At 43.3% G+C, this 12,587-nt stretch carries 9 protein-coding genes; 5 read left to right on the top strand and 4 right to left on the bottom strand.

The window, feature by feature from the left end:
• Positions 1 to 7 precede the first annotated feature (7 nt).
• Both ACSAJE_RS03435 and ACSAJE_RS03430 read left to right on the top strand, forming a co-directional pair.
• The gene (locus tag ACSAJE_RS03435) at positions 8 to 2,737 is read left to right on the top strand and encodes an FtsX-like permease family protein (protein WP_458009679.1); all 2,730 of its coding nucleotides are present in this window, start codon (positions 8 to 10) and stop codon (positions 2,735 to 2,737) included.
• A gap of 96 nt (positions 2,738 to 2,833) precedes the next feature.
• The gene (locus ACSAJE_RS03430; RefSeq protein WP_458009678.1) at positions 2,834 to 3,436 is read left to right on the top strand and encodes an HD domain-containing protein; all 603 of its coding nucleotides are present in this window, start codon (positions 2,834 to 2,836) and stop codon (positions 3,434 to 3,436) included.
• An 80-nt stretch (positions 3,437 to 3,516) separates the two neighbouring features.
• Here ACSAJE_RS03430 and ACSAJE_RS03425 read toward each other — a convergent pair whose 3' ends face one another.
• A complete protein-coding gene (locus ACSAJE_RS03425; RefSeq protein WP_458009677.1) occupies positions 3,517 to 4,899 on the bottom strand; it encodes an oligosaccharide flippase family protein in 1,383 nt (460 codons plus the stop codon).
• A gap of 118 nt (positions 4,900 to 5,017) precedes the next feature.
• Here ACSAJE_RS03425 and ACSAJE_RS03420 point away from each other — a divergent pair, with 118 nt between their 5' ends.
• The gene (locus tag ACSAJE_RS03420) at positions 5,018 to 6,148 is read left to right on the top strand and encodes a cysteine desulfurase family protein (RefSeq protein WP_458009676.1); all 1,131 of its coding nucleotides are present in this window, start codon (positions 5,018 to 5,020) and stop codon (positions 6,146 to 6,148) included.
• Between the two features lie 7 nt (positions 6,149 to 6,155).
• On the opposite strand, the gene ACSAJE_RS03415 is transcribed toward ACSAJE_RS03420, so the two are convergent.
• Positions 6,156 to 7,001 carry a histidinol-phosphatase HisJ family protein gene (locus ACSAJE_RS03415; RefSeq protein WP_458009675.1) on the bottom strand — a complete coding sequence of 282 codons (846 nt, stop codon included), beginning with the start codon at positions 6,999 to 7,001 and terminating at the stop codon, positions 6,156 to 6,158.
• 20 nt (positions 7,002 to 7,021) lie between these two features.
• On the bottom strand, positions 7,022 to 8,800 hold the full coding sequence (locus tag ACSAJE_RS03410; protein ID WP_118690464.1) for an Rqc2 family fibronectin-binding protein: 1,779 nt from the start codon (positions 8,798 to 8,800) through the stop codon (positions 7,022 to 7,024).
• 156 nt (positions 8,801 to 8,956) lie between these two features.
• On the opposite strand from ACSAJE_RS03410, the gene ACSAJE_RS03405 reads away from it, so the two are divergent.
• Positions 8,957 to 9,709: a lysophospholipid acyltransferase family protein gene (locus ACSAJE_RS03405; RefSeq protein WP_458009674.1), complete on the top strand. Its 753-nt coding sequence runs from the start codon at positions 8,957 to 8,959 to the stop codon at positions 9,707 to 9,709.
• On the opposite strand, the gene ACSAJE_RS03400 is transcribed toward ACSAJE_RS03405, so the two are convergent.
• The gene (locus ACSAJE_RS03400) at positions 9,682 to 10,962 is read right to left on the bottom strand and encodes a D-alanyl-D-alanine carboxypeptidase family protein (protein ID WP_444156122.1); all 1,281 of its coding nucleotides are present in this window, start codon (positions 10,960 to 10,962) and stop codon (positions 9,682 to 9,684) included. The two genes, ACSAJE_RS03405 and ACSAJE_RS03400, sit on opposite strands and share 28 nt — an antisense overlap.
• A 179-nt stretch (positions 10,963 to 11,141) precedes the next feature.
• Between ACSAJE_RS03400 and ACSAJE_RS03395 the strand changes: the two genes are divergently transcribed.
• Positions 11,142 to 12,575 carry a carboxyl transferase domain-containing protein gene (locus ACSAJE_RS03395; protein WP_118506624.1) on the top strand — a complete coding sequence of 478 codons (1,434 nt, stop codon included), beginning with the start codon at positions 11,142 to 11,144 and terminating at the stop codon, positions 12,573 to 12,575.
• The last annotated feature ends 12 nt before the right edge of the window (positions 12,576 to 12,587 follow it).

Here is a 12,587-nt window from a genome sequence, read left to right as displayed (position 1 = left end):
TATTGTTATGCAGACAATATTACGAAAAAGAGTATTGCGTGATCTGAAAGAGAATTTGTTTCGTTATCTTGCGTTGGGGATATTGATACTTGTCAGTATGTATCTTATTGTAAGTATGTTAGGTGCGGCAGAAACGATCATTCAGGGCGGAGAGTACTTTGAAAAACAACAGAATGTTGAGGCGGGACAGTTTACGGTGTTTGTTCCATTGAATAAGACACAGATTGGAGAATTAAAACGTAAAGGAGTACAGTTAGAAAATACCTTTTATATGGATTTTTCCGTGAAAGATGACAGTACACTTCGTATCTTTAAGGATAGAACATCGATCGATAAAGTATATGTAGAAAAGGGACATAAGGCACACAAATCCAACGAATTGGTGTTGGAAAAAAGATATTGCGAGACGAAAAAACTTCATGTGGGCGATACGATTCAGATCGCCGATAAATCTTTCACGGTGACAGGAATCGGCTGTACACCGGATTACAATTCTGTGTTAAAAAGTATTAGTGATAGTACGGTAGACAGCAAACAGTTTGGCGTTGCGTTTTTAACAGCGGAAGGCTATCAGAGTTTATTAGACAGCGGCAAGAGTGCGAAAACGGAAGAGTATGTATACGCGTATCGTTTGTCGAGGGGGATGACGGATAAAAAACTCAAGGAGATACTCAATGAATATAAGGTAGATGCCTCTGATATTAATGATACGTACTTCCAAGAGTATTGGAAACATACCGGCAAGAAGAAAGATGATCTGCAAGACGGTATTAAGAAGTTAAATGATGGCGCAGTGACACTGCGGAATGGTTTGTCGAAGCTTTCGGATCATAAGGATGATCTGCAAAAGGGAGCATCACAGGTATTTGATGCGTATTTACAACAGGCATCGGATGCTCTGCAGGAATATGGACTGCAGGGAACTCTTACGGAGGATAATTACCGTACAAAATTAGAAAACATGTACCAAAAGTCGGACAATGCGCTGTTTCGCTTAGAGTTGTCTTCAGTGAAAGAACAGTTGATCGGTCTTCAGGCGTATAAGGATGGAGTAGATGAATATACAGAGGGGGTGTCAAAAGCCTCCAAGGGAGCTGGAAAGTTACAAAAGGGAACGAACAAATTAAAGAATAAGACGGATGATATCATTGATGAATATTTTTCGTTTGATCTGAGTAATTTGACGCAGTTTTTGAAAGCGTCGGACAATCCGCGTATTAGTGCTGCAGCAGAAGATCAAGTGATCAACAAATATGCCGGTCTGGTTGCCGGAGTCATAATTATTATATTATTTGCCTATGTGATTTCCGTCTTTGTTGTGCATGGTATTGAGCGGGAAAGCAGTGTTATTGGAGCATTATATGCACTTGGTGTCAAAAGAAATGATCTCCTGCGTCATTATTTGACACTGCCGGTCTGCGTGACAATGTTATTTAGCGTGCTTGGCACAGTAATTGGCTATTCTCCAATCGGTGTACAGACCCAGATGGCAGATTCTTATGCGTATTTTTCAATTAAGCAGATGTCACCTGTTTATGCGCCATATATTTTGGTCTATGCGCTGGTGATGCCGGGAGTGATGGCAGCGATCGTCAACTGGTTTGTGATCCGTGGAAAGCTTTCCAGACCGGTATTATCCCTGATGCGTAAAGAAGCCAAGGAACCATCGGTGCGAAAGGTGCAGATCCATTGGTTAGGTTTTGTTGGAACATTTCGTTTGCGTCAGATGCTGCGTGAACTGAGAACCGGTTTGACGGTTGTTTTTGGTTTGTTTATCTGTATGTTGATCACAATGCTGGCGCTCGATTGCTATGTTATGTGTGAGAATGTAAATGTTGAGAGCAAACGAGATACGAAATTCTCCTATATGTATACCTATAAGTATCCGGATGAAAAAGTTCCGGCACACGGGACACCGGGATTTGCGAAGAGTCTTAAGCGTGAAATGTATGGTAATAATCTGGATGTTACACTGTTAGGTATTACGAAGGATAACCCATACTTTGATGCGAAGGTCACGAAATCGGCGAATAGGGTGATTTTATCCAGTGCTGCCGCTGAAAAATATCAGCTTGGAAAAGGTGACAAGATCATTCTGACAGATGAAGAGGAAGAAAGAGATTATGCCTTTACGGTAGATGGAGTTACAAATTATTCTGCCGGTTTATATGTGTTTATGAATATAGACAGTATGCGGGAACTATTTGGTCAGGAGGATACCTACTTTAATGTGGTCTTTTCAGATCGCGAATTATCCATTCCTTCCGGCAAGTTGTATTCGATCCTATCCCGCCAAGAGATTGAAAAATCATCGGAGATTTTTGTAAACATGATGATGAACATGATCTATACATTGTTGATCGTTTCGGCGGTAATCTTTTGTGTGGTAATGTATTTGATGATGAAAGTGATGATCGATCGTTCTGCGTTCGGCATCTCGCTTGTCAAAATATTTGGCTATCGCATGAAAGAAATTCGCAAACTGTATCTTAATGGAAACTTTTATGTGATCGCTGTTGGAACGGCAGTCTGCATTCCGTTGGCGAAGGTTGTGATGGATGCGATGTATCCGTTGATGGTAAGCAATGTAGCGAGTGGCTGTAATATACATTTTGGATGGCAGATCTATGTAGGATTATATGTATGCGTAATAGCATTGTATTTTGTCATCAATCATTTTTTGGTAAGACATCTGCAAAAGATCGAGCCGGCAGAAGTCCTCAAAAACCGCGAGTGATCTTTTTGGAAGGTGCGTTGTTGTATTAAGTGCCAAAGTAAGGTAAAATGTAAAGAGGAATTTACAATCGCACTGTGTCTGGAAAGGAGCAGCGGCTTGGACAATAAGAAAATGATGATGGACAAACAGATGGCAGAGGGAACTGCATTGCATCAGGCAATCCTTCTTGCAGGAATGGCACATAAGGGACAATTGCGCAAGGGGACAGCGTTAGATTATCTGGTGCATCCGATGGAAGTGTTAGAAATATTATCTTCCATGCATGCCGATATTAATCTGCGAATTGCGGGGGTGTTGCATGACACATTAGAGGATACAAAGCTATCCGCGATACAGATTAGAGAGCAGTTTGGGGATGATGTAGCAGATCTTGTGGTTGAACATACCGAAAATAAGGAGAGATCATGGAAAGAACGCAAACAGGAACATATTAGAAAGTTGTATCACGGTTCTACGAGACATCGGATGTTGGTGCTTGCGGACAGTTTATCGAATCTGCGCAGTATGGCGGCAGATTATAAAGTGGATGGGAACGATCTTTGGAAGCGATTTCGTGCACCAAAGGATGAACAGAATTGGTATTATCACGGAATGCGGCGAGGTATGGCTGATCTTGAGGCGCTGCCGGAGACGCAGGGGGCATATTTAGAAATGACGGCGTTGTGCTATCAGGTGTTCGGTGACGAAATCACACTGTAAAGAAGAGGCGAAACAATTAGGCGTTTAGTGGTGGAATCGCCCGATGCAGCAATTAGGTGTTAAGTGGTGGAATCGTCAGATTATGCGAGCAGGTGCCTTGCGGTAAGATAACAGAGCAGTGCCATAAATGCCTGACTGAGTATTGTGCCATAGATGTATGCCATAATGCCGAAATGCGGAACAAGTGCAACGAGACAAAAAAGTTTCATGCTCTGGCTTACGCAGGTGATCAAAAAAGTATCTTTGGTTTTGCCCAGCCCATTGATAATGCTTGTAAGCGTTGTTGACATATAGAGAAATGGGCATAATAGCGAGAACAAGCGTAAGAATTCTCCGGCAGTCTGATCGTGAAAACAAAAATCGCCGAGGAAATTGCCAAAAATCATGAAAAAGGCGGTGCAGGCACCACCCAGTAACAGACTGTATTTGTTGGAAGTGGAAAAATAGCGGTGTACCTTTGCGTGGTCACCGTCGGAGGAAGAGGTTGCAACAGCAGGAAGCAGCATTAATGCGATGGCATTTGTAATACTGGATGGAAACAGGATAAATGGCATGACCATGCCGGATATGATTCCATAAATACTCAAGGCTTCCTTTGTGGAACAGCCGTATTGACGCAGCGCGGCAGCGATAAAAACAGATTCTGCACTGTGCAGCAAAGCGATGACCAGTTTGGTGCCGGTCAGACTGGTACTTAATGAAAGTAATGGAACTGAATAATGGCGTAAGCCGTGTCGAAAGGAGGACAGAGCATTTGCTTTGTCCTTTTTTGGCTGATGCATATATTTATACACATTATAGACAGCGGAGACAATTTCACCAACGACGATTCCCCATACCGCAATGATGCAGTTATGTTCAGCACTGCCCGGAAAGATGATGAGCAGTATAAAAACGAATGACAGACGACTGATCTGCTCGACGATCTGCGTTATAGAAGGAACGGTGGCGTTTTGTATGCCGTAGTAATATCCATTAATGCAGGCACCAACGCCACAAAAGGGAAACAGCATGCACATAATCTGCAAATAAGGTGCACACTCCGGTGCCATAATGAAACGTGCAGCGATCCAATCTGCTTTTGTGTATACCCAAAAAGTGAGGCTGCCGGCAAGCAGAAAGGAGAGGATACACCCAAGCAGTAATATAGCTCGACAATTTTGTTCGATTGTATTTTGGGAAGTTGTCAGACCTTTCGCAGTAGGAGAGTCAGAAGAACATAGTTTAGAACGTTTGCCTTGTTCTGCAGCAATTAATTGGGAAACAGCTGTTTGAACACCGGCGCCATAGATTGAGGAGCAGATCGCAAATATCGGAAAGATCAGTTGATAACTTCCGAGTACAGCAGCTCCCAATTTGTCAGCAAGAAAAATACGATAAAAAAATCCCAAAATACGGGTTATAAATCCCGCAACAGTAAGCAATAGTGTCCCTTGGATGATACGGCTTTTCAATAAATTCATGTATTCCTCCGTTGGAAGTTTGCGTTCGCAGCAAAAATATTTCTTTGGGTCGTTATCAATATATGAAATGTTTCATAAAATATTAGTATAATTTACGTGGACAGAAACGGAGATTACAATGATTTATCTGGATCATGGTGCAACAACGGCGGTTCTACCGGAAGTCGTAGAAGCGATGACGCCGTATTTTATGGAGTATTATGGGAATCCATCAGGACATTATGAATATGGGGAGACAAGCAAGAAAGCAATTGAACAGGTACGAAGAACGATCGCAGACAGTCTTGGAGCACAGCCGGAGGAAATTTATTTTACGGCGGGAGGTACGGAGAGTGATAACTGGGCGCTTCACGGAATGGCAGACCTTCATCCGGGAGGGCATATTATTACTACTCAGATCGAGCATCATGCCATACTTCATACTTGTGAGTATTTGGAGAAAAAGGGAATGCGGGTGACATATCTGCCGGTAGATGAGAAAGGGATGATCTCATTGGATCAGTTGGAGGATGCAATCTGTGAGGAGACTTGTATGATCTCTGTGATGTTTGCAAACAATGAGATTGGCACAATACAGCCGATTGATGATATTGGAAAGATCGCGACCAAGTATAATATATGTTTTCACACGGACGCAGTACAGGCATATATGCATTTAAGGATCAATGTGCATGACATGGCAATCTCTATGCTCAGTGCAAGCGCACATAAGTTTGGCGGTCCCAAAGGGGTTGGTTTTTTGTATATCAGGAAAGATCAGCCTATTAGAGCGTTTATGCACGGCGGAAGTCAGGAACGGCATATGCGGAGTGGTACAGAGAATGTACCCGGTATTGCAGGGATGGGAAAAGCAGTCGAATTGGGGATGAAACATGGGAAAGAAGAGGCAGCCTATGTAAAAAAACTGCGAAATGATACGATAAAAAAATTGTTTCGGGAAATTCCGTATTTGCGCCTAAATGGGGATTTTCATCATCGTTTGCCGGGTAATATAAATATTAGTTTTCAATTTGTGGAAGCACAGTCTCTTCTCGTTCTTTTAGATATGCAGGGGATCTGTGCTTCGGCAGGATCAGCATGTACTTCGGGGGATAAAGGAATATCCCACGTGCTGCAGGCAATCCATCTTCGTGAGGATCTGGCACGTGGGACATTACGGTTTACATTAGGGGCAGATAATACGCCCGAAGAGATGGAGGAGTTGGTAAAGCAGTTGAAATTGCTTGTTAATGACCTCCGTTCTTTTTGAAAATTGATCAAGACAGCGGGATCATTCGTGGTTTGCGGTCTTTGAATTCCGTATAATAACGGAAACCGCATTGTGACAAAACTTCCGGAACTTGTTCAAAAGAATATCCTAAATGTTTTGCTTCGTGGGCGTCCGAACCGATCGATAGTATTTCGCCTCCTAACTCCAAATAGCGGGTTAGGATCTTTTCGTGAGGATTCGGATGTCCTAATCCATATTTCCAGCCTGCTGTGTTAATTTCTATGCCACGCCCCTGATCGATCAGGAGCTGCAGTATTTCATCTATAATATCCATAAATTGATCGGTGCATTTTTCAAGATAAAAATCTTTGGCGGCAATATCATCACCGAGCTGTCGCATGGTCGGTGTATAGCGCAAAATATAGTCGAGATGTCCATATACGTCAAAGTCGAATCCGAGTTGCAGATTGTTTAATGTTGTTTCATAGTATTGACGGATTCCGTCAGCCTCTTCGTAGCCCTCCCAAAACGAATCATAATACGGATCTGTGTTGTCGACGAGATGGGTAGAGCCGATCACAAAATCAAAGTCATAGTTGTTGATCAAAGCGGATGCCTGTGGGAGGGCGGAATCTTTCAGCCCCAGCTCAACACCCTGTCTGATTTCCAAATTTGGAAATTTCGGCCAGATCTGCTGTAAGGCCACAATATAAGCCCTAGGATCAAATTCAAAGTTCATCCCATTGCCGAGATCCGGAAAATCATAATCCATATGATCGGTAATGCAGATGGAAGATAAACCGATTTCCACGGCTTGTGTGAGCATCTGTTCCAGAGGTTCCTCCGAATCGGAAGAAAAAACGGTGTGAACATGATTGTCTGATCGTATCATAATTAGTTCTTATACTCCTTTCATACTTCGCGAATACCGGTAATATCCGTTGATATTGTCATGGAATAATTTGTATAATATACCACAAATCCCGGTTTACTGCCGTTGGGTTTTTTGATGTGTTTCTTTTGGATATAATCAACCTCGGCTTTATCCTGACTGCTTGCCTTTGAAAAATGAGCAGCTAAGCGTGCTGCCTCCTCGAAAGTCTGATCAGGCAATTCTTTGCCTTCCGTTTTGACGATGACATGAGAACCGGCACTTGCTTTGGCATGGAACCACCAGTCATTTCCGGTAGCCAAATGGAAAGTCAGCTCATCATTTTGATAATTGTTTTTGCCAACATACATATCAAATCCATCGGAAGAGATAAAGTGCATCGGTTTGCTCTTTTCGCTGTGTTTAGCACCGCGCTTGCTATTGCTGTGCTTACGGATATAGCCGTATTCCGTTAGTTCGCGCTTTATATCAGCCAGATCGCTTTCCTGTCTGGCAATATCTAAGGCGTTACTGATCGATTCCAAATGTTCAATATCTTCTTTGGTTTCTGCAATCTGTACGGTCAAAGCTTCGTAAGTTCGTTTTTGTTTTGCATAGCGGTCGAAATAGCGCTTGGCATTTTCTAGCGCAGACTTTGTCTCATCGAGTGGGATCGTGACCGGTTCATTCGTATAATAATTGTCGCAGGTTAAAGATTTTTCGCCGCCTTGCAGCTCATACCCGTAGGTTGTCAACAACTCACCGTATATTTTGTATTTTTCGCGTTTTTGGGTGTCTTTTAACTGACGGCTTTGTAAGTCGTATTTTTTGGTGGCACGTTCCAATGCTGTCGTGGTGATACGCCTTAAATCCGAGGATTTTTGATGAATACGGGTCAGTATTTCTTTCGTTTCATAATAGGAACGAAGCATCGTGCTGACATCCGACAGGGCAGTACACTGATAGGATGCATCCTGTTCATAGCCGGTCAAATGGATGCTGGAAAATTCTACCGGCATATCGTTTTTAGTAATGATCGTCGGGGTGAAAGCATTTTCTTTTACCTGGTCAATGATCCGCATAACGTTACGGTACAGATGCAGCTGTTCCATTTCGGAGAGAGAATCTGTGCTTGTGCGGTCTGACAGGCTGGCACGATATAACATTTCCCCGGCAACGACCGGGCTGAGACCGGTAAGTGATGTATACAATGCTTTCACCGGAGTAACCGGCTTTGTCATGACCTGCTCCATAAATTGTTCTTCCGTTAGTGAGAGCGGGTCTAATTTATGCTGCGTATTTGGGATAAAGTAGGTTCGGCCGGGAAGTACTTCTCGGACAGAACTTACTAATAGTGATATATGTTTGATACTGTCAATGATCGTATTATCTTCTTCACAGAAAATAATATTACTGTGTTTACCCATCAGTTCGACGTAGAGCTGCTTGGTACACAGATCCCCCATTTCGTTGAGGTGTTCTAAACGGAAGCGAAGAACACGTTCCAATCCAATCTGTTCGATCCCGACAATGCGGCAGTTATTTAAATGCTTGCGCAAAACCATACAAAAGGTGGGCGCCTGCAGTGGAGAAGTTTTATTGTCCTCTGTCAGATATATAAGCGGTAAACTGGGATTGACGGAAATTACGAGCATATGTTTGCTTCGGATCGTTTTACCGTCTGACCCTTCTTTACTTTGTTTGATCGTGAGCAGAAGTTCATCCTTTTCCGGTTGTGCGATCTTAGTGATCCGGCTGCCGGTTAAGATCTTGTTTAATTCGTTTGTGATATTTGCGATCACGATTCCATCTAAAGCCATAGTCTTTTCCATGCCTTTCTATTATCTTTTTAACTACTGACAGTATATTTAGAAATGGAAGAGAATGCAAGGTGAAAATAGGAATTTGTGATTTTTGTCGATGTATGGTATACTGCTTGTTTGCGTAATGGATTGCGGAGAAAATGATGAGAAAGAGTGGTAAAAGAATTGATTCGTTTTATATATGTAATTGCCAGTAATCTTCATCGTGCCTGGATGATCCCGTTGATGGGTCATTATTCCAGACATCCGGAGAAGTATTCGGAACGATTTCGTTATGAATATAATAAACATGCGATCCGTTTGATGAATCATACCGGACGGATCTATACGCAAGCCTATGGAGCGGAAAATCTTCCAAAAGACGGGGGATATGTCATGTTCGCCAATCATCAGGGAAAATATGATGCACTTGGTATTATGCTGACGCATGAGGAGCCTTGTTCCGTAGTGATGGATGAAGCGCGCAGCAAGATGCCATTAGTAAAACAGTTTATTGATATGGTAGGCGGCAAAAGACTCTGCCTGCATGATCTGAGGCAGGCAGCAAGGGTTATCCGTGAGGTAAGTAAAGAAGTTGAGTACGGACGTAAATATATTATTTTCCCGGCAGGCGGTTATAGCCATCGCAATGGCAATCATGTGGATGTGTTTAAGGCGGGCAGCTTTAAGAGTGCCATGCGTGCGAAAGCACCGATTGTACCGGTTGCGCTGGTAGATTCGTGGAAAGTGTTTGATCTGTGGTCTTTGCGTAAAGTGAATACACAGGTATATTATTTGAAACCGATTCCTTACGAGGAATATCGGGATATGAAATCAGTAGAAGTTGCTAAGTTAGTATATGATCGCATTACAGCAGCGATCGCCTATGCGGAAAAACATCATCCGGAAATTGCGGTGATACAGTAAAGCTGATAGAGAAGTCGCGCAACATAAGGTGCATCGGCTTCTTTTATTTTTGAAGAGGATGCGATGGGAATGCTTTGTAGCAGGGTATCGTTTAAGTAGTAATTTTCATATCCGATAATATCTCCGGAGCGGATGGGAGCTTTGATGGAATGAGGCAGTTCATAGCAGATCCTGAGCGTATCAGCAGAGGTCATGAGTAACTTGGTGTCTCTGGCAGGAACACTTCGCCGTGGCTGCATAATATTAGATCGACCGCCGTGAACCGGGATTTTTTGGAGCATTGGTGTTTCGGTCAGTCTTACAAGTTTATAATTAGTAAAACCATAGTCCATGAGTTTTTTCGTGTCAGTCCATTTATATGTTTTATGAGGTGGCCAGCCACAGGCTAAGACGCTGGAGATTAAGGTGATACCGCCTCTTTTTGCAGCACCACAGAAACAATATCCGGCATTGCCGGTAAATCCGGTCTTGATGCCGATCGCGCCTGCATAATTTGTCAGAAAGGCATCGTGATTTGTTACGTGATATTGTTTGGTGTTTGTTCGGTTTGCAAAGGAATGGGCGGGAGTGCGGATGATCTTGCAGAAAGTCTGATTCTGCAGTGCATAGGATGCGATCAGGCACAGTTCTTTGGCGGTCGTATAATGTTCATCAGCATCCAAACCATTAGGGGTTACAAAGTGTGTGGAAGACAGACCGAGTTCTGCTGCTTTTTCGTTCATTTTGTCAGCGAAGGCTTCGGTGGAACCACTGACATGCTCTGCAATAGCAACTGCAGTGTCGTTATGAGATTCCAACAACAGGGAATACAATAGATCACGCAGCGTGAATTGTTCGCCGGACATGGCATTTAACTGAACATCCGGCATAGAAGCTGCATGTGCAGAAAACGTGATGGTATCTGACAGATCTGAAGATTCCAGTGCGATGAGAGCGGTCATGATCTTGGTAGTACTTGCCATGGGGAGTTTTTCGTCAGCATTTTTGGCAAAAAGAACCATACCGCTGTCAGCATCGATCAGGCAGGCTGCTTTAGCATTGAGAGAGGAAGGAAATTTGGTGGTGGTGTCTGTCACCCCCAGCTCACGTGCGGTATATTGGATGTTTTGCTGAACGATTTGTTTTGACCTGGGAGAATAGGCAGGAAGTGTGGCAAGCAGTTTGTTCAGCCCTGCGTCAAAGCATAGAGAAGACAAGCCGATACTTATGAGAAACAGTGAGAAACTGATGATTTTTTGGAGTTTTGCATACATAAAAAACACCTCAGCCGGGTTTGTATTAATCTTATGATATTCCGAAAAAAATATGAGAAAAAGGTTGCCTTTTTATCACAAAAGGGCTAGAATTATCATTGGTGTAAATTTTGTTTATACATGACTTTTTCGCCATGGCGAAATGAGTCAGATAAATATCAGAATATGGAGGGCTGAACATGAGTAACACAAATGCTTTATCAGCAAAAGACCGCATTGCGGGACTTGTTGATGAGAACAGTTTTGTTGAGATCGGTGCCGGTATCACCAAGAGAAGCACGGATTTTAACATGCAGGAGAAGTCAGTGCCATCTGATGGTGTCATCACAGGATATGGTTTGATCCAGAATAATCCGGTGTATGTATACAGTCAGGATGCATCCGCACTGAATGGAACAATTGGAGAGATGCACGCAAGAAAAATTGCACATATTTATGAGCTTGCCATGAAGACGGGAGTTCCTGTGATCGGCTTGATCGATTGTGCAGGAATGCGTTTACAGGAGGCAACAGATGCACTTGCAGGATTTGGTCAGATTTACCAGATGAAAGCAAAAGCATCTGGTGTAGTACCGCAGATCAGTGCAATCTTTGGCAATTGTGGTGGTGGTGTTGCAGTGATGGCTGCTATGAGTGATTTCACATTCATGGAGCAGAAAGAAGCCAAACTTTTTGTGAATTCTCCAAACACATTGGAGGGCAACTATACAGACAAGCTGGATACGGCATCTGCTGATTTTCAGAAGACAGCATCTACAGTGGATTTTGTGATCGAGGGTGAGGCTGAGGTCCTTGCAGCAGTGAGAGAGTTAGTTTCCATCCTGCCTGAGAATAACAATTCTGAAGCAGGTTCCGCAGAGTGTATGGACGATCTTAATCGTGATGTACCTGATTTTGCGGCAGAGGCAGCAGACCCTGCGGCAGCACTTGCAGATCTTGGCGATAACAACTTCTTCTTAGAGGTAAAGAGCGGCTATGCACAGGAAATGGTTACCGGTTTCTTATGCTTCGATGGAATGACTGTTGGTGCCGTTGCAAACCGTACTAAGAAATATGATGAAGAGGGTAAGGAAACTGCTTCATTTGAGGCAAGACTTACAACAGCAGGATGTGAGAAGGCAGCAGCTTTTGTAAAGACTTGTGATGCGTTCAACATTCCGGTACTTACCTTGACGAATGTAGAGGGTTATGCAACTTCTGTTGAAGAGGAGAAGACGATCGCAGCAGCAGCAGCTAAGCTTACGGCAGCATTTGCTGAGTCAGATGTACCAAAGGTAAATATGATCACAGGCAATGCCTATGGCAGTGCTTACATAACAATGAATTCCAAGCACATTGGCGCTGATATGGTATTTGCATTAAATGGAGCAAAGGTCGGTATGATGGACGCGAATGTTGCAGCAAAGATCATGTATGCAGATGATAAGGATGCGGATCTTGCAGAGAAGGCAGCCCAGTTCGCAGCTCAGTCCGGAACAGAGGCAGCAGCAGCCAGAGGTTATGTTGATTCTGTCATTGAGCCGGCAAGTGCCAGAAAGCAGCTATTGTATGCTTTTGAGATGCTTTATAACAAATGTGAGTATCCGATTGGCAAGAAACATGGAACCATCTAAGTAAGGAGAGGC

This window comes from Jutongia sp. SJQ-6 (genome assembly GCF_054161275.1).
Note: the sequence above shows the minus strand (reverse complement) of the source record. Positions and strands in the feature narration are given on the sequence as shown.